The following is a 26,793-nucleotide window of genomic DNA, read 5'->3' as shown; positions in this document are numbered from 1 at the left end:
AGCCGCCTGCCCTGGTTTGGTCTGGGTGCATTGGTTGTGGCCCTGGTGCTGACGGTGACGCTTCCTCGTTTCTTGGCCAGCAACGCGTCCACATGCGCTGTCCTCGGCGCGTCATGGACCACGACAACCACAGGTGTCGATGCGTGCGTGTTTTATCAGAGGTAACGAACAATCCTGCGCTCGTGGCTCGTTCGGTTCGGCGAGCTTGGTGTTATATATGTGTTAGAGTCTGTGTTACGCGAATCGTGTGACCACCTATGATATTGAAAAATATTATTTAATTCGGCTTATTTTTAGTTTCTGGTGGGTGATATTACGTTAGCAGGTGTGTGATCTTACGAAAGATGGTGTGTGATCTTACGAAAGCCTGTCTGGTGGGTGATACTACGAATCCCTTGCCTTGGTGTGTGAAATTACGAATAGTAGTGGCATGGTGGGTGAAATTACGAAACCGGATCGGACGCCTCTTCTTCCCTTGCGACATGCACAGGGGGATTTCTTCGTTTGTGATATCTTCGACGCTGCGCCCAAGGGCGACATGGCGTCGATGGCGCATCCAATCTTCACCCTCTCGACCAAGCCTGACACCAAAAAACGACGCTATGTGGCTACCGATGGAAAGAGCTACGTGGAAATCAGGCCCAACATGATAGGTCTCGCAACTGTCCACGACCGTGACGTGCTGATCTATTGCATTTCTCAAGTGATGGCGGCTCTGAATGACGGAAAACAGGTTCACAGAACCCTTCGGTTTAAGGCGTACGACCTACTTGTCGCAACAAACCGTCCAGTTGCGGGAACCGGTTACAGCGGCCTGAAAGCCGCGCTGGAACGTCTCCAGGGAACGCAGATCGAGACTAACATCACCACGGGCGGCGTGGAGCAGATTGACGGCTTTAGCCTGATAGACCGCTACCGGATTGTTCGCGAAACCCGCGATGGCCGGATGCTCGATCTAGAAGTCACACTTTCCGATTGGGTTTTCAACGCCATTGCTGGGGATGACGTTCTCACGCTCAATCGTCGCTACTTCCAGCTTCGTAAGCCTCTGGAACGCCGTCTGTATGAGCTGGCACGCAAGCAATGCGGGACGCAACCGGAATGGAAATGCGGTCTGGACAAGCTGAAGGACCGAACCGGCTCCACATCTTCTGATAAGGAATTTCGGCGGCTCGTCAGAGCAATCTGTAAGGCTGACGAGGAACACAACCACATGCCGGACTATGCCTTCCGAATGGAAGCAGACATCCTCACGGTAACGCCCAAACCTGAATTTCTGGAGAACTATGCGCCCAAACCAGAACAGGACAGACTGACCGGCGGCTATGTCATGCCTCTCTCGCCTGATACACTGGAACGGGCGCGGGAACTGGCACCGACATGGGACATCAAGGTTCTGGTCGGAGAGTGGCGGGCCTACGCCGCCAGACAGAAAGAGCCACCGAGGAACCCGGACGCCGCGTTCCTCGGTTTCTGCAAGAGCTGGTTCAAGAAACGCGGGCGCAACGGCTGGTAGAGTAATTACTCAAACACTCATTTACTCAAATACTCAGACCAAAGATCACGGGTGATGTCGGAGATTGACCGACCCTCCTCGACCGCCTTAATCTTGATTTTGCGATAAAGTGCCTCTTCGATCTCGGCATTCAGGCGCTTCTTCTTCTCAGTCGTCTCGGTGACTTCGTGCAGGATGCGTTTGCGGGCCTCGTCGCCACGGCTTGGACGTTTAGCGGAAAGGGCCATCACGCGACCTCCCGTGTCGCGGTGGTAAGCACTGCCAGTATCTCGTTGCTCAGCGCCGTGGTCTCCGCTCTCGCCTTCGCATTGTCGGCGTCGAATACGGTCAGCCCTTCCGATGCCGTCTGAGGATAGACTTGGCGTTGTGTTATGGTCGTCTCACAGACAGGCAAGGCGTAGTCGTCCAGTGCGGTTCGCACGTCACTGCCCAGCCGGGTTCCTTCCACGACGCGGGAGACCACAAACCCGGCACGCGGCGATCCATCCGTGACCTCTTGGCGAGCCTTGATGAAATCCACCAGGTCCGACGCGGCCCAAATGTCGTATGGCGATGGTTGAACGGGGATCAGAACGAAGTCGCTGACTTTGATGCAGGCGGCGATCATGTCTTCTAGTTTTGCCGCACCGTCGATTACCACGTAGTCGTAGTTTGCTGCCATACTGGTCAGCGTCTTGACGTTGTTGGGACGGTCCAGCGCGACTAGCTCGATGGGATTATCTTCACTCGCTGCATGCCAGTCACGTGCGCTGCCTTGTGGATCGCTGTCCACGATCAGAACCGAGTATCCCATCTCGTGCAGCGATCTGGCGAGATTGGTGCTGATGGTGGTCTTGCCGCTGCCACCTTTTGGATTCAGGACGGAAATTATGCTCATCGTTCTGCCTCATTTGTGTATTTACTCAAAATTGTAACTGAGTATTTGAGACACAACAAGCCCACCGTCAACTGGTGCTAAGCGTGCATTGGGTCTGAAGCCGGAGAGTGCAGGACAGCATGTTATCTAGTCTGGTCGATCCAGTCAGTCAGAGGCTCAAGATCGTGTGCCCAGAAAATCGTCAGCCCGCGTTCTTGCGCATCGGTGAGATTGTGGAGCTTATAGACGCCACTCAGGACAGCGCTCGGAACAACCTGTCGCAGCCCGAAATCGGTCTTCCAACTGGTTGCCTTGACGGCCGCGTCGTTGTTGAGGCGCTTTACCGAGTTTGTCGAAGAGTTCGAGACTTTGCACTCGATAGGCATCACTCTCTGATCCCATAGGCGGACTATGATATCGCCCTTCCTGCTGCCAAGCAGGCATTCACCACAAAATTCGCCTGGGGCAGGAGCTTCCGAGATCGTCGAAATTTTTCGCGTCGCGACCTCCTTGAAGCCAAGCTGCCGCAGGGCTTCTTTCACTTGTTCTTCCTGTTGGTTCTTCCCGGCCGTGCGCCTTTTCGTCTGGGTGCGGCTGGCGGCCATGAGGGCAGCAGACGCTAGAACAGCGGCGCTTCGTTCCGCCTCCGTAGGCTCACGGTTCTCCACCACCCATGCGAACCTTCGACGGTCCAGAACCTGACGAACGATATCTATCAGCCGCTGAACGAGTTCCGGCTCGGTCTCAAGGTTCTTCTTGGTTAGCGACCGGGCGTCAGCCAAAACCTTCAGATCATCTTCAGAAATTGGCGGACCGGCCAGATATCGAAACGCCTCCAGAAGACGCGGATCGCTCAGGATATCAAGGCCGGTGTGGTCCAGATCGGACAGGTCGATGGTCGTTTCCAAGACCTCTTCGACATATCCCTGATAAACGTCAAACGCTTCAAGATAATCCTCGAGAGGCTCCTCAAGGCGCTCTTTTGAGAAGGCAGCAATAGCACTGAGACGGTCAGTTTCGAGCTGGCCGTCGCTCCAGATAGGCGGGTCTATCAAAGGGCAACTCCACCAGTCAGCAATTCAGGGCTGGGAACAAAGATGCGCTCCATTTCTCTGGGCTCAAACTTGGTGAGGCCACCCGCATAGGTCCGGCCGGACTTTTGGGAAATATTCGTCTGCAAAAAGTCCACTAGTGCCCGCTTTGCTTTCTCGGAAAGATGCTCGCGTGGGTAGAGGCCATGTGCGATGTTGATGTGCCGTGCATCGGCCTTGTTGATGGCGAAACCGGGCGGACGGCGGGCCATGTAGGTCGACACGATAGGGGCCGCAGAGCGTAGTCCTACGGACCACCAAGCCTTTCGATGGCGTGCCACATAACCGCTGCTCGCTCCCATGGCGCGTGCGACTTTGAGGAACTTGTCGACGGCTTTGCGCTCTACCGCGTCGAGCTGGTCGAGATCAGGCGGAATGTCGATCACACAGCGCAGCTTCGTAGAAGCGGAAAGCAAGCCTAGATGAGCGTCGAAAACCTCGCGCGCTTTCGTGATGGTCGGGAATAACACCGATGCCGGAAGGCCGACGCTATGCTCTCCAGCAATCCAGACACCGTTCGCTCCGGTCACAGTGCCACGGTGAACCCGGCACAACTCTCCAAGCTCAACGTAACCTTCGGGCGGCTTCTCTGCGGTTCGCGTTAGGTGCGACCAACGTCCTTCCGCGGCCAGCCTGTCCCGATGCACCCGGCGACCTTTCCCTAGGTCTCCCAAGGCCGACAGGTTGTCGACTTTTTTGAAATAGACTGACTTGGGCTGCGCGCCGATCTCGAACGTCGCAATAGCGGCAGTCGCGGCGGCGTCGGGGAAGGGTTGTGCTGTCGGGTCTATGACAGTGATACTCTTGCCACCTAGAGGCCCCAGCATGAGCGATCTCACCAGCGCTCCGTAGTTCACATCCAGCCACTCTGACGCAGTGATGAACGCCCCCATATCCTTTGGCTTCGCGGAACGGGCTGCGGCTAAGAAGAAATAAACGTGTAGCCCCGCCAGCTTACTCGCTGTCAGGTTCATCTTCGCGGCTTCAACCCCAAGCCATTCTTTCCAGATTGGGTCGATCTGATGGTGCCGAACGTAAGGTGGATTGCCGATGTAGAGCGTACTTCCGTCGACTTGGTCGTCGAACTGGCGAAAATCCCCAAGGATCACCCTAGAGCGATGCCCTAGGCCTACCACTGCGAGGTTGGCACGAGCCATCAGCGTCGCGAGCGGATCAACGTCAATGCCGACAAGTTGTGCTTTGGAGAACACTAACCCAGCGCTCTTGAGGAACCGGGCGGACCCGACACCCGGATCAATGACCCGGCAGGGTGTTCTCTTGCTCGCGGCCCATTCGATCATGTTCCGAACAATTGGGGCAGGGGTGTAGGTCGCCCCTTGAGCGCGCCTCTCTTCGGCAGACCGTAGGACAGAAAAAGCCGACCCAAGTGGGTCTTCTCCGCTCTCGATCAGCGCGCGAAGTGTAGTGATGGTCATATCGGGCAGGCGAATGTCAGCCGCCATCCTGGCCAGCTCGATCTCTGCACTCGCCAACGGGCCTCCCGACTCCATTGCACCAAGGGCCAAGGACGCTGCAACCAGTTCGGCTTCGCTTCCGATCAGTTCAGCAACCGTGTTCGCTGCCGGTCTCATGCTGACCTCGCCTGCTGGAAAGGGGTTTTTCGTGTAAAAGGAACCACCTTGATCTGCTTCTCTTTCCGACGCGCCTCGGCGATGTCGAAGACGTTCTGCATCTTCATCAACACATCCATGGACACACCGAAGGCCTTCTCGATCCGAAGGGCCATTTCTGGCGAGAGGTGAGCGCGTGCATTCAGCAACTTCGACAAGGCTGGCCGTGTAACTCCAAGCGCCTGTGCCGCGTCAGTGATGGAAATGCCCAGCCGGTCAATGATCTCGGATCGCACGAAGTCGCCGGGATGGATTGGCGCGCTCTGTTGCTCTTTTGTTGCCATGCGGCTCGAACCCTCTGTTTTGGTTGCTTTTCACCGTGCTGCGTAGCGTCACGCTTTACAACAATGTTCACTATATGTTCTCATTTTGGGCGTCAACTTAAAATCAATTGATGCACAAATGCCTCAGCACTTCACATGCAGACGCCCACAGCGCGCAGAATTCGAGTTCCTTCACACCCAATATTTCGACCATGCCGGTAACCGTCTCACGCTTCGTTTCGATGGCAGCCTTCGCATGGGGGACCTGAGGTTAGTGAGGGCAGGGGTCTGCTAACTTCGGCGATAGAGGTAGGGCGCAACGCGGCACAGAGGTTCCCGCCCTCTGCGGGTAACCGATTTGGTTAGAGCAATTCGCAAGCATGACAATCATTTGGTCTGATGTTCATCGAAGGCTGAATATCGAGCTTGGCCCCGCGCCTTTCGGTTTTTGCCAAGACGAGTGCTGTCAATCCGCCGTTGCAGGTAGCTGACCAGTGCCTCGAACCTCTCTTCAGGAAGATTGTCCCACTTCGCCCCGAATTCACGCTCGATGCTCTTGTAAATTACGGCGTGGCGAACATTCCCTTTGCCAACCTCAGCTCGTTTGAAATCATGGTATCTGTCGATCAGATACTTCGCGTAGTTTCGCCGGGAGTAGCTGGCTGAGATCGTCCCTGACATCGGCGCGACATTTATAGATGTTTTCAACGTTTGAACGGAAATACTGTTCGCGACCATACCGTGATTGTCGCCTGAGACCGTCACCGTGTTCGAGTTTGCAGTGCCTGACGCTTTGGGTCTCACGTTACCGCCCTGCTCGGCCTCGAACTTCGCGCGATGAACATCCCGGGCGGATATCCTTCTATCCTCGATCTTCTGATGGCAGTTGGCGCATGTCAGGAGAAGGTTTTCGGCTGAGTGCTCTTGAACTACAGCGTGTGGTTCAATGTGATGAATCTGCAAGGTCGAAACGTCCTGCTCGCCGCAGAAGGGACATTGCGCGCCAAACTGCTGATAGATCGTCTTTTCGAGGCGTTTCGGAAGAGCCTTTCTCGTCGTCATGAAATATCCAATCTGTCTGTCGGCCCTTCGCCTTCACCCGCTGCGATGTCCTCCTCCAGTTTCAGAATCTGGCGGCAGACCTCGTGGGGGTCTCGCGGCGAAAACATGAACTCAAGCGCCTCGCGCCAAACCAGCATGTTGATCGCGGCACCGTCGTTCTGAGCGGCATAATATTCGTTGGCTGGTTCCCCGTGCCGATGGTCCATACACAGAACACGAGTAGGACTGATCGGAAAGATCACTGATGTTTCCAGGTTTTTTATACCGCGAAAGTGAAGGTCGGGATGTAGAAAGGTAATTGGCTGATCCGATGTAATGAAAACGGGTTCGTCCGATGCGACCATGGCCCACCTCATGCCAAGGAACATCTTGGCGATGTCTCCGCAAGAATTCATCATGTCGAACCAGTTGCGCTTGAGATCATCCTCAGAAGCGTTCGCATGTTCTGACCATGAAGAGTGGTCCAGCGCGATCCGTTTCCCTCCGATAATCACGGCATCCGGCAAGCCCCGAGGCCCGGTGAAGGCATCCACGAAAGACTGATGGATACGCGTCGAAAGCTCGAAGTGAGCAGGATTTCTGACAAACATAGTAGCTGCCAGAAGGGCGACCATTTTGCGAATGCTCTGGTTTGACAGGTCTACAAAACCGGTTTGCAGGGCTTTCCAAGGTTTTGAAGAGAAGAACTGCTCGAGATCGGCAAATCGCTTTTCCTGAGCGTCGTCACGTTGACCTTCTTTATCCCTGACAACATACAGATGGTTTCTGACGGCCACCCGGTCGATGCGCTTCAACTCAGCATCATCTTCCTGATTACTCAAACGCCAGATACGTGGCGGTTTTCGATTATCCGCTGCGAATGCCTTTAGATAGGCTTGCGGCACCCAATGGCATCGGCGAGTGGGTTTCGATCCAGAACTCATGCTCTCCGCACGGTCCTCTCGCTGACTTTGAACAGTCGCGCTATCTCTGGAACCGCGCGGTGTTCGTCGTCCCTCATGCGGCGCACCTCATCCTTTTGAGCGGGCGACAGGGCAGGGGGCCTTCCTCCAATCCGGCCCCGCTTGCGGGCGGATGCCAGACCTTCTCTGGTCCGCTCTGAAATCCGTTCCCGCTCAAACTGGGCAATGGAAGCAAAAACATGGAACACAAGACGGCCAGCCGGCGTCGTCGTGTCGATATCCTCAGCTAGGGAACGGAAGTCGGCTCCGCGCGCGCGGATCGTCTCGACAATCTCCAGCAGGTCTTTCATCGAGCGCGCCAGGCGGTCGTACTTGGTGACGGTCACAACGTCGCCATTGCGGAGCTGGTCCAGCATCCTGTCCAGCTCCGGTCGAGCGCGCTTCGATCCGCTGATCCGATCCGCGAAAATCTTCCCGGCTCCAGCGTCCGAAAGCACGTCAGTCTGTGAATCAAGGCTCTGGTCGTCAGTGCTGACGCGGGCATATCCAATGATCATGCCTAACTGTGCCAAAAACCTGCCAAAACTGCAAAGGTTTTGCCGTGGGTTTTTGTCATGGCTAAGCGATTGATCCTACTTGGGACAGAGTAGAGCGGCAGAAACGACCGTTTTCGCGGCAGTAATGACAGAGAACCCACAAACCGGTTCACAACCAGTGAGACAAGTTGGTGCCGCTGGTCAAAATTGGCTGTCAGGCCACCCTTGCTACCGCTGCGGCAGAATGTTGATCGAAGGCCCAAGGCCGATACTTTGGCCAAGATGAAATCAGACTGGAAGTTCGAGCGTGGCCTTAACAGTGGACACGACGATAGACGTCCGGAATTTGCGAACGTTCTTGTCGGAGAAGAAGAAGCGGTGCGTGAACGCTTCGTAGTCGGTGATATCCTTGGCCACGACGATCATCACGAAGTCTGCATCACCGGCGATACAATAGAAGTTTGTGATGTTTGGGTCGTGCAATGCTTTGCGTTTGAAGGTTGCGGTTTGGTCAACCGTATCACGTTCTAGCTCGACAGAAACAACGGCTGTGATGCCAAGGCCGAGGGCCTGTTGATCAAGCAAGGCAACCTCGCTCTTGATTGCGCCACTATCGCGCAGAGCTTTGAGGCGGCGCTGCACCGATGCTGTCGACGAGCCGATCTTGTCGGCTAGGTCTTGGATTGTCGTGCGTGAGTCGCACTGCACAATCCCCAAGATTCTGCGATCCAAATCATCCATGATTGTATTGGATCACAAAACCACTTGATACTGAAGCAAATACTCGAAAAACGCCATAAATTCCTGTTTCAAATATCGGCAATCGGCGGTTGAATGATCTTTATGCATATGACCGTTCCACCTCAGTCTGGCGAATTCGCGATCTTGCCCCTTGCCGCTGGCGCAGCTGTCTATGGGTTCGCTTTTGGGTTTCTGGCGGTCCAGCTTGGCTTACCATGGTGGAGCGTCCCGCTCATGAGCGGAATGGTCCATGCGGGTTCTGCGCAGATCGTTGCTGTTGAGCAGTTTGCATCCTCGTCGAGCATCCTTGGAGCCATCTTTGCCGGGGCTGTTCTGAACCTTCGCTACATAGGCATTGTCGCATCTTTGACGGACATGCTGAAAGGCATGTCTCTCTGGGCAAAGCTCGCGACCGTTCACATTACGAGCGATGAGAGTTGGGCATTAACGGTCTCGGCGGCCAACAAAGACGTCGGAATCGGCAGTCGATTCTTGGTCGGAGCTGGCGCAGTCATGATCGTGACCTGGGTCACGTCAACGACGATGGGCGCTGTGGTCGGGTATACCGCGCCGGACCTCGAACAGCTCGGCCTCGGATTTGCGTTCACAGCGGCATTCATCGCGATGGGTCGGGGAATGTGGCGCACGCGTGCTGATCTCCTTCCTTGGGCAGTTACGTTTTTCATCTCGATCGGTGCCGTCAAGCTGCTGGCGTCTACCGCGAATGCCATCGTTATTGGCACCGTCGGTGGCCTTATCGCGACGTTTGTGATCCGGGAAATGCGGGGGCCGACACATGAACCATGATGTCGTATTGCTGATTGGCGGTCTGGCCGTTGCCACCTTCGCCATTCGATCCCTAGGCTTGGTAACCGGAAATTTCTTTCAAGCGTCTCGCTTCGCCTGGGTCCTCCAGGACTTGCCGGGGATCCTCATTGTCGCCCTCGTATCGTCTTCGCTTGCGAATATGTCCCTTGCGGGCTGGCTGGCCGCTGCCGCTGCGCTCGGGGTCGCCATCCTCTCAAACCACGTGATCCTAACAATGATGGGCGGCGTTGCCACCTTCGCTCTACTTCAGACCGTTCTCTAATTGTCCCACCCCGTTGGAGGTTTCGATGAAATATGCCGAGCATGACTTCGAAATTGGGCAGGATGTACTTCGCCAGCTCAAGGACTTTTCGGAGCCTAGCGATGTCGCCGCAATCCGCACTTTGGCATTTGAGTATGCCGTCATCGCCGGATCAATCTACCTCACTCTCGCTGTTTCCTATTGGTTCTACCCGATCGCACTGGTCTTGATCGGGTCGGGGCAGCGTACCTTTGCCAATATCCTGCATGAGGCTGCGCATTTCCACTTTGCCAAAAACAGGCTGCTCAATTTCATCGGCGGCACCGTTCTCACTTCGTATCTGATCTTTCACATGTTTACGCCGTATCGAAACTCACATGTCGGGTTTCATCATCGGCATTTCGGCGATCCTGAAAACGATCCGGACTACAATTTCCACATTCTGCTCGGACTGTACGAAGCCAAGGAAAGCCATGCCCAGTTCATTTGGAAAAACCTAATTCTTGCGCTAATTGGATATCGATCATGGGAGTACATCAAGTACATTTATCATGATCGCATCCTCTTCTCTGAGGATAAGGTAGTGATCCGCATGCCGATCTCGATCACGACTGACCGGCTTCTGTTCGCGGCGACCTGGATTATGGTGTTGTCTCTTGTCGCTTGGTTCAATGTTTGGCTGGAATTCCTGCTCTTCTGGATTGTCCCATGCTTCACGACGTACATCGCGATTGGTTGGTGCGCCGAGCTGGCAGAGCATTACCCTCTGCCGGAATCCGAAGATCGGCGCCTACTTATGACCCGCAATCGGAAAGGGTGGGCGATTGAGAACTTCCTGTTCGGTCGCCACAACGATCGCTATCATTTGGTCCATCACATCTTCCCTACCATTCCGTTTTGTAACCTGAAGCGTGCCCATGATGTTCTGCTTCAAGACGACGCATACCGGCAGTGGGACGCCATGTGGGGCGGGATTTTCACCCGTCGGCACCCAGACGAAGAAACGCTGATCTCCTACGTGAAGAAATACAAAGCCGAGGTCATGACAGGCAATCCGGCTTCACCCCGCCAGAGCTTCGCCGAGCGTCTTCTCGTTCAACATCCCTTGGCACAAGGAGCATGAGCTATGTCTAAGGCTGAGTTTCGCAAAAACTTGTCGGACGTCTCCGAAACTACCCGTCTCAACGCTGCCATGGGCCTTCGACGGCTTGCTGCAAACCCTGTGGTTCGAGAACGATTTTCAGGTGATGCGGCGATCAGAAACTTATTTGCCTCACCTGTCTCCCGATACATCGTCGGTGGGTCGATCGAGGAGGCTGCCGAAAATTTCAACGTCCTGAATGGAAAAGGGTATCTGATCGGGGCCGAACATGTCGGGGAAGAAATCTCTGATGCAGTTCAGGTTGAGAGGGTTGTCGAAGAGAACATCCGATTCCTAAAAGCCGCCCGCGAGCATCCCTTTTCTGAGGGTTTGCAACTCGGGTTCGACCTATCGAGCGTGGGGATGTTGATCAGCCGCGAGCTGGCTGCCGAGAACACGGCGAAAATCGCTGAAGTCGCTGCCACACAAGGAGCGACGATCATGATCAGCATGGAGCGCACATCCCACACCGATCAGATCCTCGACATCTTCAAGTCGCTGGCGGCATCTCACAAGAACTTGGGCATCACCATCCAAGCCTACCTCAAGCGGACGATCGGAGACCTGCCTGACCTGATCATGACGGGACGGCGTATCAGGTTGGTAAAGGGCGTCTATGACGAGCATCCGACCTTAGCCCTGCCACGGGGTTCAGCGCTCGATGATCAATATATGGAAATCGCGGCTAAGCTCGCATCGTCGAGCACACACTTCTCGATTGCCACGCATGACAGTCGTTTGATTCAGCGGCTCCGAGAAGAAGGCCTTCTTGAAAAGGCCCTCGAAGTAGACGCCCTGCACGGATGCAATCCGGACTTGCAGCGAGCGCTTAAAGATGAGGGCATTACCAGCCGAGTCACCGGTGTCTATGGAGAGGAATGGCTGTTGCACTTCCTCCATCGGTTGGCCGAGCATACGCCGAACCTTCTCGAAGCCTTCGCTGATTTCTATGACCCGAGCCGCGTCGTCTTTGGTGCGAGATATTGACGATGGATGCACCTTCCACCCATTCGTTGCCCTTCGCGTATCTTAACATGGCCGGTGCTGGTCCGGTCTCCGACGCGGTTCTCAAAACCACTTCGACCTATCTCAAGATCGAGCAATCTGTGGGTGCCTACGACACCGAGTTGGATCACTCTGCTGATCTGGATGAGCGCATCTATAACCTTCTCGCTCGCCTACTCCAGTGTGAGCGCGAGGATGTCGCGATCTTTGACAATGCGACACGAGCCTGGATCGAGGTGGTGAGCCGCGTTCCGCTGGCCGCCGCCAAGCGGGTTTTGACAACCGAGTACGAGTACGCGGGCAACCTACAATACCTCTTGGCTCTCGCTGAGAAGCACGGCTTGGAGCTAGTCACAATCCCTTGCGATGCTACTGGCGACATTGATCTCAGATGGTTGCGCGAGAACATGAGCGAGGATGTCGGACTGATATCGGTCGTCCAAATTCCGTCCTGTTGCGGCATCGTGAACCCGGTCGAGGAGATCGGAGAAGTGGTACGGGACTTCCCTGCTGCCTTCATTGTGGATGCATGTCAGGCAGTTGGCCAAGTCGATATAAACGTAAGCGCGATCGGTTGTGATGCCCTCACGGGGGCAGGCCGTAAGTTTCTCTGCGGCCCGCGAGGGACTGGCTTTGCCTACGTCTCCTCTGAGCTTCGGCAGAAGATGACGGCCGGTTTCGTCGACCTTCACTTATCGGACATCAAGCACGATGGGCGGGTCGAAAAAGACCTGAGTACGGCCCGCTTTCTTGAAACGGCGGAGCGGAATTGCGGGGCGATTTTAGGTCTCGCGACGGCTGTCGAGGAATTGCTTGGGTGCGACGCTCGACGGACGGATGGTCTTGATATGATCCGAAGGGAGCTCTCCGCGCTAGAGGGTATCACTGCTATTGATCCGGGCCGGAACCGTGGCGGTATCTTTTCTTTCCGTCACGAGACTATGAAGGCGGCTGACGTAGTTGCTCAACTGCGGGAGAACGGTGTCGCCGGATGGAAAATCAAGGGCTCGCATACCCCACTCTACATGTTGCCAAACGGCCATGTGGAAGCGGTCCGGCTCTCCTCCAACAAGATCACACTCGACGAGGCGGCCCGTGCCTTAAAAGTCTTAATCCCACTTCTCTCTGACAGCACCGTTTCCGCTGAATAGACGAACCATTGCCCGGTTCATCCCTTCCTTCCTGAGCGGCATTCCCGCTAACTCAGCCCGGCCTCGTGCCGGGCTATCTTTAGGAGGTGCGGGCGGTTACTCAGCGGCCATCCTGTCGGCCTGTGCGGTGCGGTCCATGATGTAATCCACAGCCTTCTGCGCCTCGGACCCGGCGCGGAATATCGCACGGCTGTCTTCCTTCATCGCCTCAAGCCATCCTTCGACATATGCCGCGCTCTGGTCGAATTCAGGCTCCACCCCGATCTGCGCGCAAAGCATACAGTTTCCGATTTCCGCGACCAGCTCCTCAAACGCATAGGCCTTGCGGTCATTGAACCGGCCTAAGCGGTCCAGCCGCTTTGTCGCGCCTGTCCAGTGAATTGTCTCATGGGCCAAGGTGCCAAAATACCCAGCTGCCCGATAGAACGTTCCAATCGGCGGCATGTGAATCCGGTCGGTCTTGATGTTGTAATAGGCGCGCGGCTCCTCGATCGTGTCGATCTGCGCGCCTGTCGCGGCAAAGAACGCCTCCAGCTCGGGATCGGCCACGGTGCCAAGATCACGGGGCGGATCGGGCAGGATATAGAACTCGGCGGGCAGGCCCTCGATCTGGTCGGCGTTGAACACGCAGTAAGCCCTGGCATAGGGAATTTGGCGTTCCTCGCCGTTCTCGTCCTCGCGCTCGACGGTGCCGTACTTCACGACAGTTGCCGATTTCTCGCCCTTGCGGACATGGCCCCCAAGCTGCTTGGCTTGATTGAACGTCATCCAGCGAGCTGAGCTGTAGTCCTTTGCCATGGCGGTCGCCCAAAGCATCAGGATGTTGATGCCTCGATAAGCCTCGCCGTTGAACCGTTCCGGCAAGCTGACCGATGCCCCGCCGCCGGTCCACGGCTTGCGCCAGGGCGGCGTTCCCGCCTCGATCTGCGCGACAATCTGGTTCGTGACATGGGAATAAACGTCAAACTTCTCTGCGGTCATTTGTGACCCTCCTTCGAGTGACGCGGGCCGGGTCTGCTCCCCTTTCCGCCAATGGGCGGGCCTTCCTGTTCTGATCTTTGGAATGCCCATGCATTCCGAAGGGCAGAGCAGGTAAGGGCAAAGCCCGTCCTGCGGCCTGGCGGGGCCGTGACAACCGGGTGGAGGGCGTGAATTTGGGAGGGAACCGCGCGCCTGGGCGTGGGAGGAACCGGAATTCTCGACCGGAACCGACGCCATAGGCGGCGCTTGCCGGTTTTCTCGGACCTGCCAGGATGGCAGGCGGATCAACAGATTTTTGAAGCTGTCAGGGTTGGGGTGAGCGAGCGTCAGCCCGTCGATCCCCAGCCTTGTCTATCGCTCAAAGCGAGACCGGCACATTGCCGGGATCACGGTACCTATTTCAATGATTTTGCAGCATTCGAACGCAAGTAACCGGCAGGCGAGGACACCGAGCCTTGCAAAACCCCGCCAATCACCCATGTTAGCAGTAGACGGCATCCATTCCATATAGATGCGCTGCTCAATAACGAACCGAACCAAAGAAAAGAGCAGCCCCATTCCAAGCGTCGCAGGTTAATCCTCCTCCTGCTCGGCCGATCTGAAATGGAGTTCAACCCTCGCGGTGTTGGACAAAAGTTCATGAGTCCTGCCGCGTCCTGGAATGGGGTCGCATATGCTTGAAACCATAATCGCCGTGTTAACTGTGGTATACCTTCTTCTAAAAATACGCAGCCTACTCTGAGTCTCGGCGCTTAGAAAAATCTGAGTTCAAAGCCCTCTCTGATCGTTTCCGGCCAATAATTGCTGGAACGATCAGAGTTGATGCCAATGGTCTGGCTGCTCATCAAACAAGATCACCCTCCCGTCGCCATCGTCCGGGTCATTGACCAGGACAAACGGCACATCGGCCCCGTCCTTCTCATAGAGACAGCGGTACTTCATCTTGCCGTCCAGCGGATCGCGCACCAGGTCATAGCTGTAGCTGTGCGGGATGCCCTTCTCGATCCAGCCTTCAACACCTGCGGGCGTCACAAGCGATAGCGGCTTGCCGTCCAGCAAGATCGTCTTGCCCACGTTGAATACTTCATACATTCGATCAATCTCCTCTGTTGTGTCATCGGCTTGCGTCACAGGCTGTGGCCTTCGCCACGATCCCTGTCCCGCGTGTTTTCATTCTCGTTGTCATCGCGCTCCTGCTCGCGGTCGTTGTCCGGTTCCAAACGCTCGCGGGGCTTATTCAGCACATCCTTCAGACGCTCGTTCACGGACGGCTTGCGATCCTCGCGCGCGATGTCGTCGGAGCGGTCCTGCCTTTGACGCTGGGCGGGGGTCCGCGACGGTCTCGCGGCTTCCTCACCAAGGTCATTTTCGCTGTGACCGTCCAGCTTGTGAACCGCCGCCTGGCCGTCGCGGCCCGCGTCTTTCTCCATGATTTCCTTCAGCCGCTCGCGCGCATAATTGCGGCCTTCCAGCTTCGGCGCGTCGTCCTGGTCCCGTGACCGGCCCACAACCTGCGACAACCGCTCCCGGATATCATCTGACGCGCGCCCGTCGCGATCTCTCGCAGTCGCGGCCCTGAGCGCCGCCAGACCGGCAGAAATGCGGCCCTGCCCGGCCTCGCGCTCGATGCCGTAGGTCTCCCGCGCAATATCCAGCCGCTCACGCATTTCGCGGAAAGCGGCGCGGGCCTGGCGGGCGGCATGGACGACAGCGCCGCGCTCGGTGACCGGGACGTATTCCCGGCCCTGACGCTCGGCCATCGCCTTCGCCCGCCGCTCCATGGAATTGGCCGCTGGCCCCAGCTTCAGCTCGGGGTCGCGGTCCAGTTCCTCGGCAGACAGCTTGTCGCCACGGTCCAGCGCCGTCTCGCGCTGCGTCTCAAGCGACCGGTGATCGACACGCTCGACTTCCCCGACACGCTCCAGCGCGCGGTTCTGCAATTCAGCCCAGAGGCCACGCATCTGCTCGATCTCGACACCGCCGGTCTTCGCGGAATCCAGCACCCGCGTCTTGGCCGTGAACCCCTCGGCCTCCAGCTTGCGGGTGGAGGTCAGGACGTGGGCGTGGTGGTTGCGCTGATCACCTTCCCGGTGCGGCGCATGGATCGCAACATCGACGGCCACGCCGTAGCGGCTGACCAGCTCCTCGGCGAACTGGCGGGTGATCTGCGACCGGTCCTCGGCGCTGATCTCGGACGGCAGGGCCAGCTCCCACTCGCGGGCGGTGACGGAGTTGCGACGGGTTTCGCTGGCCTCGGCCTCGTTCCAGAGGCGGGACCGGTCCGAGGCCCAGTCCGGGGCGTCCTTCGGGGTCAGGATGAAGGTCTCCTCGATGCCCTGCTTGCGGGTGTAATCGTGGATACGGCCTTCGCGCTGGCACTCGATGCGCTCCCCGACACGGTAGGCTGCCGCCGCCGTGGCGGAGCGACCGGCGCTGCGTTTGATCGTCTTCACGGAGAGGTGGTAGCTGGCCATGCGCCCTCCCCTCGCCTGTGATGCAAACGATCTCGACGCACGCCGCTGCTGATCCCGGCCCATGCCCCGACATGGGCCACCGGGTCAGCCGTCTTTTCTCCGCAGGATCGCGCCCCAAACCGGCGCGGTCTGAGGGGAAAAGACAGCCCGCTTGAGGCGAGCCAACGGCTCTCCGACGCGCGGGCTTGCCAGTGATCTACCCCCAGATCCCCAGCCTCATGGGGGGCGGGATATGGGGGTAGATCACTGGCGGTTTGCCGGGGGCAAACCCGGTTCGTGTCGGCACCGTCAGGTCCGACGACACGAACCTCCCGCAAGGAAGACGCCAGCGGCAGACCGGCCCCCACCGTGGGGCATCGGGCGAGACGCTGGCGCGACCTTGCGGGACGCGATCCAACCGCCAAGGTTGGGCTGGGATGGTTTGGAAGGGGCTGCGCGCCCTTCCATGTCGCGGCGGCACGCAGCGAAGGGGATGGCCATCGGCCGGGGCTTTGCCCCAGAGAGATCGCACGCAAATCTCGGAACCGCAGGTGAAGAGTTTGCATAAGTGCGCCCTTGTCCTTTACAGGCCTACGGGTAAGCGCTATCGGTTGATCTGGCAAGAAGAACTTCAACCAAAAGAATGTTTGGTGGCGAGGGTAGAGATTTGGCAGAAACAGAACTTGAGCGCGCCGAGAAACGATATGCCCAGGCCAAGGCCCGTCTTCAGGCGCTGAAGAATCGGGAAGCCACCAGACAGCGCAAACTCGACACGCGGCGCAAGGTGATCCTGGGCGGTGCGCTCCTCGATCTGGCAGAGCGGGATTCCGGGGCCGCTGCCATACTCGACCGGCTGATCCGCAACCTGCCCCGCGAACAGGACCGCAAGGCTTTCGCGGACTGGGGAACTCCCTCCCCTGCCCCGTCCGGCTCTGATCCGGAAACGCCATCCTGATGCGGGGCGTGATGCTCGTCTTGGGAGGGCTGTTCCGGTTCTTCGGTCGTTTGATCTTCACGCCCATCCTGTTGGGCTGGATGATCGGCGCGGTCCTGTTCGGCGCGATGATCGGGGCGCTCGTGGCCACGCCGTTCATCTTCGCCTTCTTTGACCAGCCGCCCGGTGAAAGCGCGTGGCAGTGGCTGGTCTTCGGTCCCCTGATGTTTGTGGGCGCTGTCTTCGGGTTCCAGTATTGGCGCATGGCCTCCGGGGCCGATGCCTTCTTTGGACTGAGCGGCGACAGCCACGGCTCCGCCCGCTTCGCCAACCGCAAGGAACTGAAGAAGCTCCAGCGGGAAGACGGCCTTCTGATCGGGCGCAACCCCCACACCGGACGGCTGCTGCGCTATGACGGTCCCGCCCATCTGATCACCCTCGCCCCGACACGGGCCGGGAAAGGCGTCGGCACTGTGATCCCGAACCTGTTGGCGGCGGAACGCTCGGTTCTGGTCATCGACCCCAAGGGCGAGAATGCCCGGATCGCCGGGGAAGCCCGGCGACGGTTCGGGACGGTCCATGTCCTCGATCCGTTTGAGGTCAGCGGTCATCCCTCCGCCGCCTACAACCCACTCGACCGGCTAACACCGGACAGCCTCGATCTGGGCGAGGATGCGGCCTCCCTGACAGAGGCGCTGGTCATGGACCCGCCGGGCCAGGTGACGGAAGCGCACTGGAACGAGGAAGCCAAGGCCATCCTCGGCGGCCTGATCATGTTCTGCGTCTGCCACGAGGATCGCGACCGCCGGTCTCTCGCCACCGTCCGGGAATATCTCACCCTGCCCCCGGAAAAGCTGCGCGCGCTGCTGGAACTGATGCAGGACAGCGATGCGGCGGGCGGGCTGATTGCCCGTGCCGCCAACCGCTTCCTCGGCAAGGCGGATCGCGAAGCGGCCTCGGTGCTATCTGTAACGGATTGCATTTATCCGGTGCTCGGATTGCAAACAGCGTGATTTCCCGCTCGAATTATTTGCGTCTATCCGGGGTGGCAAACTCACATTATTTGCGAATGAGATCGGATTATTTGCGACGCGATTGCAATCATCCGGCTCGGATCACTTTATATGCGAACGGGATCATTGAACGATTTTCAGGGTGGCGCAGCACTTCTTGAACTTTTTGCCTGAACCGCATGGGCAAGGGTCATTTCGACCTACTTTTGGCTGGTTTCTCATGAACACCTCCGAGCCATCATCCAGCTGGCCTGTCCCTCCTTGATAGACGCTGCGTTCGACTGAGAACTCATCGTAGATTTCCTTGATGCCAATCACCGCGGTGGCGACGAGTTGCTGTCGAAGTTCATCCGTTAGAGGTTTGTTGAACGGTCGTAGCTCTGGGTCCGGGTGGTGTTCATACGCCAAGAGAAGCGTGCTCAAGAGCGGGGTTTCTTCACCGTCTGGATAGCGGGCCGCATCGGTAAATCGCGCCCATTCTTCATGCCTCAGGTGGGTGCCGGTCAGGAAGCCTTTGGCCCATTCCTCAGTGACGACATGGCCGTTCTCATCTTCAAGCAGGCTTGGGGTGTAAAACACGTACTCCCCATCGACCACCTCGCCAAAATCCCGAATACAGCTAAGCACGGTATTGTAGTGCCGCATAATCAGGCGGAAAAATTTCTCCGCTTCCTTTTCATCCTTGAACGACAGGTAGTCGTCATCTGTTTCCCCTTCCTGAATGATTTCGAGATATTCACTTGGCATGACCATGTCGGGCGCGCAGACAACAGCGGCGAGCATTCCGTCCAGAGCCGAGAAAGTCTGAATGTAGCCACCGTTTTTCTGCGCAAGCACGGCATCAATTCGATCTTGTTCCGCATAGCTGAGCGGTTTGTCGAGGGAGGTCATATGGGCAGCCCAGCCTTTCGCATGAGGGTCGAGAGTTCGTCTGTCCTATCGGGATCCAGTTGCCCCTTCAGGAAACGGCGCATTTCAGGCAGCCGGGTATCGGCAAGATCAGCCAGCGCCTTTGGCGTATAGCCAATGCGGGCCAGCCGCGCATCGAGATCATCAAAGCCCACGGAGATGGTTTCGCCCACGATGTCGCGGGTGACCTGATCCGCACCCATCCGATAGGCGTCGGCAAACGCGCGGTTCAAGTGCTCCGCAAACTGCAAGGGTGTTGAAAGACGGTCAGCCAAATACTCTTGAGCGGCATCTTCGAACACACTGGACGTATCCACGCCGTCTTCGAGGCATTGACCAAGCAACCAGGCAATGAACTCACGTCGGTCATCGCCAATGCTGCTGAACTCGAACTTGACTGTTCTATGGCCAATTTCTTCCATCGTGGCGCGTCGCAGGTCATTGCGTAGCCGCGGGTGGCCCACCAGCACGACGGATAGCGTTCCGCCGCCGGCGCTGACCACCTCCCGGAGCCGTTTCAGCCCACTCAGAGTGTTACCGTGCAGATCGTGGGCCTCGTCAATGAAGAGGGCAATCGGTTTCTTGGCCTTGCGCACAGCTTCCAGTAAGAGCCGCTCACGGCGTTCCGGCTGCGTCGGCACTTTCATTTCCGGGTCGCCAGAAAGATCGAGAAACAACGCTGTGATCAACGCAGGCAACACGACGCGCGGCTTATCGACAGACAGGCTGCGTGCAACAATGATCTTCTTGTTGGCCGTGATCTCATCCTGAAGGCGGTTGATCATCACTGTTTTTCCGACACCGATCGGGCCTGTGATCGCAACCAAATGCCCTCCAATGATCGCTGTCATCACGTCTTCCCGGAACTGGGCCAACCGCTCGGTCTCGAAATACCCGGCCTGGTTCCAATGTCGCCTGATGCGGAAATGCTCCATAATCTGTCGGTTTAACATTCCGGAGGCCTCTTCTGAAAACGATGTTTGATCTCAGCCTCGATCTCGCCCTTGTTCAGGGTTCGCTGAACCAACTCACCGACAAACGTTCTGTCTTCTTGTGAAAGCTCCGCGAGGGGGCGATCCAGCAGGTAGGATATCGCCCGCCTCGCGCTGAGCTCATTCTCATAGGCGATTTGACCCCAAGGATCGGGGTCACTGAACTTCACCTTGGGAAGCGGAACAACATCGGCGGCGACTTCTTCAACAGCTCCGCCGAGTGCCGTGCGCGGTAGGCTGATGTGCTCAGCCAGTTTTGCCACCGCGTCCGCCCGGCGCTCTCGCGGTGACGGCTTCCGTTTACGGTAACGGTGCAGCGGAATTGGCCCGCCTTCAGGGCGATAGGGGCCATAGCGCTTGTCGCCCCATTCCACGAATAGCTCATGGTCGAACAATCCCCACCAGAGCAGCACTTCCTCGCCAGCAAGGTCGGTGTCGACCTGATAATAAGTCCCGTCGATGGAGACGCGTGCATCTGAGGATACCTTGCGGCGTTCCGGCTCCCGGGCGAAAGCGCAAAACCGCTCCCAGGAACACATCTCGCGAATGCCCGCCTCTGGCAGATTGGCCACCCAATCCTCAATCCGGCTATGTGGCTCCCGGCGGTGGGGCTTGTCGTTATACTTGTTGATGAAATTCTTCAGCCAGAGATTGGCTTCCGCTTCGGTTTCCGGGGCGTGGAAATGATAGAGCGTCTCATGGGCTTCTTTCACGGTTCGGAAGGGGCGCTCAACCTTGCCCTTGGACCGGGCAGTGGTGCGGGTCCCATCTGAACCAGCGGGCATGTGCGCTTTCCATTCCACACCAAGGCGTTCCATCACGGTCTGGAACACCAGGCTTTTGGCAACCGGACCATTGTCGAGGTAGATCATCTCCGGAATACCCTGAAAATCGCTGTCTTCCTTGGGGGCCATGGCATTGAACAGAAAGCGCAGCGCGCTTTCCGCATCCTCTCCGTAGACGCAGCGGTATTCCTGATAGGAGGTGCCAGAACGATCATCGACCACGCTGTAGAGCATCATGGTAGGTTGGCCTCGCTTCGGATCCACCCAAGCGGGCTGCTCGATATGCTTCAGATCAGACGGGCTGATATCGAACTGCCAACAGGAATTGGAATGGCGCGCTTCAAATCGAGTGGCGGAGGCCTCCCGCGTCATGCGCGGTTGATCGAAGCCCCAGGTCCGTAGCCAGCGATTTACCGTTGGAGGCTTCAGCACGCCTTTCAGCGGCTGGATATGCCCCTCCTCAGGCGTAGTAACGCCATGCTCTTCCAGGAGCTCAATGGCGCGGTTGGTCGAAAGATGCCGCCCCTTCTTGTTGCGCGTTCGCATTTTCAGGGCCGCGATGATCTCACAGTATCGCATCATTTCCTGTTCAGAAAGACCACGCGGCTTGCCGCGATCCGCACGGCGCAGTCCCTTTGGTTGGTGCAGAGCTTTCAGGGCGCGGTAAACCGTCGAGGGGCTGACGCCAAACAGGTCAGCAATGCGTGCCACCTCTTCCCGACGGGCCGCAGATCGTGGTGGCAATCCCGACAGCCGGGTGCGCAAAGCCAGAAGTGTTTCCGGCGGAAGTCGACGGCTCCTATTTGCCATCGGAAAACTCGTCAATATAGGCATAAAGCGTGGCTCGCGAGATCCCCATCAAGCTGCATATCTCAGGCACTGTGTGCTCACGTGCGCGGTAAAGTTCGACCGCATGCGCGCGCTTCTTTGGATCCAACGCCTTCTTCCGCCCGCCCTTGCGACCCCGTGCCCGCGCCGCCGTCAAACCTGCGTGTGTCCGTTCCCGGATTAGATTGCGCTCAAATTCTGCAAGCGCGCCAAACATATGGAAAATGAGTTGGCCGCCGCTGGATGTTGTGTCGATGGATTCCTGAAGGCTCTTCAGGCCGACGCCCATACGTTTCAACTCCTCGGCTTGGGCAATCAGTTCCTTCAGGGATCGCCCGAGACGGTCCAGACGCCAGACAACCAAGGTGTCGCCATCACGCAGCTGTTCCAAGGCACGCTCCAATCCTGGGCGTTCCGCCTTGGCCCCGCTGATCTTATCTTCAAATACGCGCTCACAGCCAGCTGCGCGGAGGGCATCCTGCTGTAAGAAGAGGTTCTGATCCTCGGTAGAAATGCGCGCGTAGCCAATCAGCATGGGGTTCGTTTAGAATTCCGCGAAAACGTCTGAAATGCATACGCTGATATCAGGACGCAGTAAACAGACAAATTTGCCAAACAAAAACAACACAGGCTTGCCGCCCAACAGAACCGTCAGGCAAACCTACGTTTGTCAGACATCCCGTTCGCATATAAAGTGATCCGAGCCGGATGATTGCAATCGCGTCGCAAATAATCTGATCGCATTCGCAAATAATGTGAGTTTGCCACCCCGGATAAATGCAATTAATCCGAGCGAAAAATCACGCTGTTTGCAATCCGAGCGCCGGATAAATGCAATCCGTTACAGCTATCCAACGCACAGCGCCACACCCATTTCCTCGACAGTCCGCGCATTGCCAGAGTCCTGTCGCAGTCGGATTTCCACTTCTCCGATCTGCGCCACCGGATCGCTTCGGTGTTTCTGGTGCTGCCGCCGAACCGGATGGACGCCTACAGCCGCTGGCTGCGCCTTCTGGGAGAGCACCGCAAAGTTAGGGGCAATCAGGCCACCATTTGCGTTTCCGCGTTAGGTTTCAGACCGGGATACCACTGCTCGAACTTGGCCCTAAGCGTTTCATCGAGGGTGCGGGCACGAGTCTGAAGCATCAGGTGAGCACCTTGTTTTGACCATCGCATCTGCTGGCGTTTTCCGAAGCGTTTTCCGACCACGGTGTTGACGGTGCTTTCAACAAAACCGGTGGAGACGCGCTCGCCGTAGCGTCGTCGCTCGGCATAATTCGGGATCATGTCCTTGTTGTTGGCGATGTATGTCTCGAACTCGGTCGCGGCTTTGCGCAACGCCTTGATGCTGGCGTAATCCGTCTCGATCTCGTCCAGGTCCATGACCAGATCTTCGATCACCAGTTGCCCGTCATGCAGGTTTCCATTCCAGAGGAAGCCTTTGATCTGGCGGAGCAACCTGGCCAGCTTTTCGGCATCCCCTTCATTATAATGCGCCAGGCCTTTCACATATTGCTGCATGACGGTGAGGCGCATGGTGATGTGGAACCAATCGAGGATGTGTTCCGAGGCGGGTGCCATGTGCAGCGCCATGTTGATGACAGTATCGCCACCATCTGTCATGAATGTCACCGGCTGGTTTTCCTGCCAGCCCTGATCTTTCAGTACCTCATGCAACCGCCGTTTTGGCTTGTCGTCATGGCTCTGGACGAGACCGAGATACCGGCTCGGGCGGTCCGTGGGAATTGATTTGCCCACCGTCACTTCGAAATGAGATTGGCCCCTGTCCCGTGACTTCACATATCCACCGTCAATTCCGACCGTGATCGGCCCTTCCGGATTGGGGAGTTGTTCTCGCTGAACGGCACTGGTCTCAATAAAGCTGAACCGTTCTTCAGCCAGTTCGGCTTCCATCCGTGTGGCGGCGCGGCCAAGGTGCCTGCGGATGGTGTCCGGGCTGAGCCGCGCGTCGATTGGTAGAACATCCTTCAAAATGTCAGCTGTCACACCGAATGACACCAACGACGCCCATTTCGTTTCCAGCCAAAGCAGCTCCGGCGCGACATGGTCCGGCAGAAGCTCGGTCAATGGGCTGAAGGTGCTGGCCGGACCGTCGTGACATTGACAATTGTAGAAGCGTGGACTCGGGACGGCCACATCGCCGAACACGGTGCGATACCGGATCTGGCCCCGCGCCTTGCCGCGAAGCTTTTGCCCGCAACACGGACAACAGGAACGTTTTGCGCAATAAGCCACGCATTGCGCAGACACGATTTCCTGCTGCAGCTTGAGCAATAGCTCCTTGCTTTCGCTGATCGAAAATCCGATTTCGCCAACAGTGTCAGTGCCTTTTCTGAATATCGCAACCTTTTCCGTATGTGCCGCACCGTCCGGCCCGGTGATTTTGACCTCGATCTCGATGTTCATGTGTTTTCCTGCCTGCTCTTATTTTATGTGGGCTGCGCATCCCTTGCGCGCATGATCGTCTGCCTGCTGGTGCCCATGTCGCGGGCGATGGCCGAAACGGTTTCGCCAGCAGCAATCCGTTCGCGCACCTGGGCTTGCTGACCTGTCGTCAGCGCAGTCGGTCGCCCGAGTGGTTTTCCCTGCGCCTTGGCCCGCGCGAGGCCGGATTGGGTGCGTTCGATCAAAAGGTCGCGTTCGAACTGGGCAACGGCATTGATCACTCCCATGGTCAGCTTTCCAGCGGAACTGGTCAGGTCCACCCCTCCAAGGGCCAGGCAGTGAACACGGATGCCCACCTCTTCCAGTCTGGCCACGGTGGTGCTGACGTCGATGGCGTCGCGCCCCAGCCGGTCCAGCTTGGTGACGATCAGCACATCACCCCGTTCCATCTTGTCCAGCAATCGGCTGAACCCATTGCGGCGCGCAATGGCCACGGACCCGGATACGGTTTCTTCGACAACGCGGTGCGGTTCCACCTTGAAACCCGCCGCTTCGATTTCCTGAAGCTGGTTTTCCGGGGTTTGCTCTGTGGTTGAGACCCGGGTATAGGCAAAAATTCTGGGCATGGACGCACACTGTAAAGAAATGGGTGTCCAGAATCATAGGTGTGTTCAATATGCCGTCAATATAATTTTAGGACATATCTGCAACGCATGTACGTAACCGATCCTTTCCGGACACCCTCTACCACATCTGCTGGTGCATCAGGGTACGGTGTTCCCCGGCGCGAAATCGCTTGTTCGCATCACCCCGTGAAAACTTGTCCTCAAGGAACGGCTGACGTGCCTTGATCCGCTCCATCGCATCCTCAACATCGTCATTCAGAAAGTCAGACACTTTCCTTTCGGGGGCATTCGCCGCGACGATGTCTTCAAGAAAATCTGACATCACGCCCATGTCGCGCCATGCATCATACCCGTCAGCTTCATCCCGGCGCTCTTCATACCCGTGTGGCCCCCCACAATCTTCCGGCGGACAAGCCCCCGAACCGCCCGTGCAGATCGGATAAGTCTTCTTTGGTGGCGGGTTGATCGCCTCAAGGCGGATTTCGTGCTCCCAATGATCGCCCATATCATAGACATACGAGAACCGATCATTTTCGCGGAACCCAAACTGGTACAGTGACACATCCGGGTTCGCGGCAAACAATTCGAACGAGCCGTAACGCACAGCATGAATGTCAAAGACGAACAGATGAATGCCCTCCCAGCCCATGGCTACCTGCAGAATGCCGTGCAGTTCGCGCAGGGTCGTCGAAGTAGGCACCAACACCCGCCGCCAGATCATCGGACTGATACCGAGAAGGCGAACTTTCAGCTGATAGATTTGCCCCGATGCTTCCATGTTATGACACTGCCATCAACACCCGCCACCGGCAACTGCCCCGCACTTTGCGGTACTCTCCTTCTGGTGTCTCAGGCCCTTCAGGACATCGCTCGGGACGCTGAGGCGTCCGTGAGGCCCCTGAGTAGCCCTGCAGGCGCTCAGGGAGGTACACAGCGCCTCAGGACGCCCACGCTGTTCCTCCTGGATGAGTTTGCGGCCCTGGGCCGTCTGGAGGCCGTGGAGCGCGCCATGGGGCTGATGGCGGGCTATGGCCTCCAGCTTTGGCCAATCCTGCAGGACATGAGCCAGCTCAAGGACCTCTACGGCGAACGCGCGGGCACCTTCATTGCCAATGCCGGGGTGCAGCAGGTCTTCGGGGTGAATGACTTCGAGACAGCCAAGTGGCTGAGCCAGATGATCGGCCAGGAAACCGCCGGATTCCAGACTGACAGCTTCAAGCCCGGTGACGGCCCCAGCTTCAGCAACAACCTCACGGGCCGCGATCTGCTCACTCCAGATGAAATTATGCAGCTCCGCCCGGAAAACCAGCTCCTGCGCGTGCAGGGGCAAGCCACCGCCGTGGCGCAGAAGCTGCGCTACTACGCCGATCCCGAGTTCAAGGGGCTGTTCGTCCCGCAGGACCAGTAATCCGAAGGACGCCTCTCGATGCCAGACCAACCCGACCTCCCTGCCCTCTCCGACGACGATCTGCGCGAAACGCTCGATCTCATGGCAACGGCTGTCGCCAGTATGTCCGACAGGATCGACGATCTGACCGCCGTGGCGGACAAGCAGATCAAGGTTGCAACGGAAGCGCGGATCGCGGCCTTCGCCGCACGGGACCAGACCAATCCGAAAAAGTACGGAGATCTTCTGGGCCAGACCCTCGACAGCCACCTGGGCGCAACCGCAGACGCGATGACAGAGATTGTCAGACGGCTTTGCGTCCAGACGGACAAGACCATCGGGGCCTTGGCCAAATCGGAAGATGACAGGTCCACAGCTTATCGAGCGGTGTTCGAACGGGAACAGAAAGCGGATCGTCTCAAAAGCCGCCTGCCCTGGTTTGGTCTGGGTGCATTGGTTGTGGCCCTGGTGCTGACGGTGACGCTTCCTCGTTTCTTGGCCAGCAACGCGTCCAC

General features: G+C 57.5%; 30 protein-coding genes. 11 read left to right on the top strand and 19 right to left on the bottom strand.

What is annotated here, in order from left to right:
* Nucleotides 1-430: 430 nt before the first annotated feature.
* Complete coding sequence (locus tag ACSSVY_RS20700; protein WP_454271762.1) at nt 431-1,516, top strand: replication initiator protein A; 1,086 nt, start codon at nt 431-433, stop codon at nt 1,514-1,516.
* Nucleotides 1,517-1,533: 17 nt separating this feature from the next.
* Here the strand turns inward: ACSSVY_RS20700 and ACSSVY_RS20695 are convergent, their stop codons facing one another.
* From ACSSVY_RS20695 to ACSSVY_RS20655, 9 genes are all read right to left on the bottom strand, one after another.
* Nucleotides 1,534-1,743 carry a plasmid partition protein ParG gene (locus tag ACSSVY_RS20695; RefSeq protein WP_067291621.1) on the bottom strand — a complete coding sequence of 70 codons (210 nt, stop codon included), beginning with the start codon at nt 1,741-1,743 and terminating at the stop codon, nt 1,534-1,536.
* Nucleotides 1,743-2,393 carry a ParA family partition ATPase gene (gene parA, locus ACSSVY_RS20690; protein ID WP_454271761.1) on the bottom strand — a complete coding sequence of 217 codons (651 nt, stop codon included), beginning with the start codon at nt 2,391-2,393 and terminating at the stop codon, nt 1,743-1,745. The genes ACSSVY_RS20695 and parA overlap by 1 nt, the downstream gene beginning before the upstream one ends.
* A gap of 122 nt (nt 2,394-2,515) precedes the next feature.
* Complete coding sequence (locus ACSSVY_RS20685; RefSeq protein ID WP_454271760.1) at nt 2,516-3,427, bottom strand: XamI family restriction endonuclease; 912 nt, start codon at nt 3,425-3,427, stop codon at nt 2,516-2,518.
* On the bottom strand, nt 3,424-5,055 hold the full coding sequence (locus ACSSVY_RS20680) for an Eco57I restriction-modification methylase domain-containing protein (RefSeq protein WP_454271759.1): 1,632 nt from the start codon (nt 5,053-5,055) through the stop codon (nt 3,424-3,426). Before ACSSVY_RS20680 ends, ACSSVY_RS20685 begins: the two co-directional genes overlap by 4 nt.
* Complete coding sequence (locus ACSSVY_RS20675; RefSeq protein WP_454271758.1) at nt 5,052-5,378, bottom strand: HigA family addiction module antitoxin; 327 nt, start codon at nt 5,376-5,378, stop codon at nt 5,052-5,054. The genes ACSSVY_RS20680 and ACSSVY_RS20675 overlap by 4 nt, the downstream gene beginning before the upstream one ends.
* A gap of 366 nt (nt 5,379-5,744) precedes the next feature.
* Entirely contained in the window at nt 5,745-6,419 is a 675-nt protein-coding gene (locus tag ACSSVY_RS20670) for an HNH endonuclease signature motif containing protein (RefSeq protein ID WP_454271757.1), read from the bottom strand.
* Nucleotides 6,416-7,303 (bottom strand): DUF4238 domain-containing protein, encoded by an 888-nt coding sequence (locus tag ACSSVY_RS20665; protein WP_454271756.1) that lies wholly within the window; start codon nt 7,301-7,303, stop codon nt 6,416-6,418. Before ACSSVY_RS20665 ends, ACSSVY_RS20670 begins: the two co-directional genes overlap by 4 nt.
* Nucleotides 7,304-7,338: 35 nt before the next feature.
* Nucleotides 7,339-7,878, bottom strand: a complete 540-nt coding sequence (locus tag ACSSVY_RS20660; protein ID WP_454271755.1) for a recombinase family protein — start codon at nt 7,876-7,878, stop codon at nt 7,339-7,341.
* 267 nt (nt 7,879-8,145) lie between these two features.
* Entirely contained in the window at nt 8,146-8,598 is a 453-nt protein-coding gene (locus ACSSVY_RS20655; protein WP_454271754.1) for an Lrp/AsnC family transcriptional regulator, read from the bottom strand.
* Between the two features lie 93 nt (nt 8,599-8,691).
* Here ACSSVY_RS20655 and ACSSVY_RS20650 point away from each other — a divergent pair, with 93 nt between their 5' ends.
* From ACSSVY_RS20650 to ACSSVY_RS20630, 5 genes are read left to right on the top strand one after another with little or no spacing between them, the layout of a single operon-like run.
* On the top strand, nt 8,692-9,405 hold the full coding sequence (locus ACSSVY_RS20650) for an AzlC family ABC transporter permease (protein ID WP_454271753.1): 714 nt from the start codon (nt 8,692-8,694) through the stop codon (nt 9,403-9,405).
* Nucleotides 9,395-9,688 (top strand): AzlD domain-containing protein, encoded by a 294-nt coding sequence (locus ACSSVY_RS20645; RefSeq protein ID WP_454271752.1) that lies wholly within the window; start codon nt 9,395-9,397, stop codon nt 9,686-9,688. The genes ACSSVY_RS20650 and ACSSVY_RS20645 overlap by 11 nt, the downstream gene beginning before the upstream one ends.
* 25 nt (nt 9,689-9,713) lie before the next feature.
* Nucleotides 9,714-10,790, top strand: coding sequence for a fatty acid desaturase family protein (locus ACSSVY_RS20640; RefSeq protein WP_454271751.1), 1,077 nt, complete (start codon nt 9,714-9,716; stop codon nt 10,788-10,790).
* Nucleotides 10,791-10,793: 3 nt separating this feature from the next.
* Nucleotides 10,794-11,795: a proline dehydrogenase family protein gene (locus ACSSVY_RS20635; protein ID WP_454271750.1), complete on the top strand. Its 1,002-nt coding sequence runs from the start codon at nt 10,794-10,796 to the stop codon at nt 11,793-11,795.
* 47 nt (nt 11,796-11,842) lie between these two features.
* Nucleotides 11,843-12,964 (top strand): aminotransferase class V-fold PLP-dependent enzyme, encoded by a 1,122-nt coding sequence (locus tag ACSSVY_RS20630; protein WP_454271749.1) that lies wholly within the window; start codon nt 11,843-11,845, stop codon nt 12,962-12,964.
* A gap of 96 nt (nt 12,965-13,060) precedes the next feature.
* Here the strand turns inward: ACSSVY_RS20630 and ACSSVY_RS20625 are convergent, their stop codons facing one another.
* The 3 genes from ACSSVY_RS20625 to mobQ form a co-directional block, all read right to left on the bottom strand.
* Nucleotides 13,061-13,945: an ArdC family protein gene (locus tag ACSSVY_RS20625; RefSeq protein WP_454271748.1), complete on the bottom strand. Its 885-nt coding sequence runs from the start codon at nt 13,943-13,945 to the stop codon at nt 13,061-13,063.
* 813 nt (nt 13,946-14,758) lie between these two features.
* Nucleotides 14,759-15,037 carry a hypothetical protein gene (locus tag ACSSVY_RS20620; protein ID WP_454271747.1) on the bottom strand — a complete coding sequence of 93 codons (279 nt, stop codon included), beginning with the start codon at nt 15,035-15,037 and terminating at the stop codon, nt 14,759-14,761.
* Nucleotides 15,038-15,072: 35 nt separating this feature from the next.
* Nucleotides 15,073-16,419, bottom strand: coding sequence for a MobQ family relaxase (gene mobQ, locus ACSSVY_RS20615; RefSeq protein ID WP_454271746.1), 1,347 nt, complete (start codon nt 16,417-16,419; stop codon nt 15,073-15,075).
* 646 nt (nt 16,420-17,065) lie between these two features.
* Between mobQ and ACSSVY_RS20610 the strand changes: the two genes are divergently transcribed.
* The gene (locus ACSSVY_RS20610) at nt 17,066-17,353 is read left to right on the top strand and encodes a mobilization protein (RefSeq protein ID WP_454271745.1); all 288 of its coding nucleotides are present in this window, start codon (nt 17,066-17,068) and stop codon (nt 17,351-17,353) included.
* Nucleotides 17,354-17,364: 11 nt separating this feature from the next.
* On the top strand, nt 17,365-18,345 hold the full coding sequence (locus ACSSVY_RS20605; protein WP_454271744.1) for a type IV secretory system conjugative DNA transfer family protein: 981 nt from the start codon (nt 17,365-17,367) through the stop codon (nt 18,343-18,345).
* Nucleotides 18,346-18,468: 123 nt separating this feature from the next.
* On the opposite strand, the gene ACSSVY_RS20600 is transcribed toward ACSSVY_RS20605, so the two are convergent.
* The 4 genes from ACSSVY_RS20600 to ACSSVY_RS20585 are packed head-to-tail and all read right to left on the bottom strand — an operon-like array spanning nt 18,469 to nt 22,394.
* Entirely contained in the window at nt 18,469-19,236 is a 768-nt protein-coding gene (locus ACSSVY_RS20600; protein WP_454271743.1) for a UPF0149 family protein, read from the bottom strand.
* Nucleotides 19,233-20,207 carry an ExeA family protein gene (locus ACSSVY_RS20595; RefSeq protein WP_454271741.1) on the bottom strand — a complete coding sequence of 325 codons (975 nt, stop codon included), beginning with the start codon at nt 20,205-20,207 and terminating at the stop codon, nt 19,233-19,235. Before ACSSVY_RS20595 ends, ACSSVY_RS20600 begins: the two co-directional genes overlap by 4 nt.
* The gene (locus ACSSVY_RS20590; RefSeq protein WP_454271739.1) at nt 20,201-21,841 is read right to left on the bottom strand and encodes an IS481 family transposase; all 1,641 of its coding nucleotides are present in this window, start codon (nt 21,839-21,841) and stop codon (nt 20,201-20,203) included. The genes ACSSVY_RS20595 and ACSSVY_RS20590 overlap by 7 nt, the downstream gene beginning before the upstream one ends.
* On the bottom strand, nt 21,831-22,394 hold the full coding sequence (locus ACSSVY_RS20585) for a recombinase family protein (protein ID WP_454271738.1): 564 nt from the start codon (nt 22,392-22,394) through the stop codon (nt 21,831-21,833). Before ACSSVY_RS20585 ends, ACSSVY_RS20590 begins: the two co-directional genes overlap by 11 nt.
* Before the next feature lie 264 nt (nt 22,395-22,658).
* Between ACSSVY_RS20585 and ACSSVY_RS20580 the strand changes: the two genes are divergently transcribed.
* Nucleotides 22,659-23,000: a type IV secretory system conjugative DNA transfer family protein gene (locus ACSSVY_RS20580; protein WP_454271763.1), complete on the top strand. Its 342-nt coding sequence runs from the start codon at nt 22,659-22,661 to the stop codon at nt 22,998-23,000.
* Here the strand turns inward: ACSSVY_RS20580 and ACSSVY_RS20575 are convergent.
* The 3 genes from ACSSVY_RS20575 to ACSSVY_RS20565 all read right to left on the bottom strand — a co-directional run bounded on the left by ACSSVY_RS20575 (nt 22,901) and on the right by ACSSVY_RS20565 (nt 25,669).
* Nucleotides 22,901-24,286 carry an ISKra4 family transposase gene (locus tag ACSSVY_RS20575; protein ID WP_348409304.1) on the bottom strand — a complete coding sequence of 462 codons (1,386 nt, stop codon included), beginning with the start codon at nt 24,284-24,286 and terminating at the stop codon, nt 22,901-22,903. The genes ACSSVY_RS20580 and ACSSVY_RS20575 overlap by 100 nt on opposite strands.
* 23 nt (nt 24,287-24,309) lie before the next feature.
* On the bottom strand, nt 24,310-24,891 hold the full coding sequence (locus ACSSVY_RS20570; protein ID WP_348409305.1) for a recombinase family protein: 582 nt from the start codon (nt 24,889-24,891) through the stop codon (nt 24,310-24,312).
* Between the two features lie 118 nt (nt 24,892-25,009).
* Nucleotides 25,010-25,669: a plasmid pRiA4b ORF-3 family protein gene (locus ACSSVY_RS20565; RefSeq protein ID WP_348409306.1), complete on the bottom strand. Its 660-nt coding sequence runs from the start codon at nt 25,667-25,669 to the stop codon at nt 25,010-25,012.
* 3 nt (nt 25,670-25,672) lie between these two features.
* Here ACSSVY_RS20565 and ACSSVY_RS20560 point away from each other — a divergent pair, with 3 nt between their 5' ends.
* Nucleotides 25,673-26,299 carry a type IV secretory system conjugative DNA transfer family protein gene (locus ACSSVY_RS20560; protein WP_454271736.1) on the top strand — a complete coding sequence of 209 codons (627 nt, stop codon included), beginning with the start codon at nt 25,673-25,675 and terminating at the stop codon, nt 26,297-26,299.
* 18 nt (nt 26,300-26,317) lie between these two features.
* The coding region (locus tag ACSSVY_RS20555; RefSeq protein WP_454271735.1) for a hypothetical protein at nt 26,318-26,793 on the top strand (476 nt) is incomplete at its 3' end.

Source organism: Roseovarius sp. MBR-51 (genome assembly GCF_053628575.1).
The sequence above is the reverse complement of the archived record's forward strand: the minus strand, read 5'-3'. Positions and strand labels throughout refer to the sequence as shown.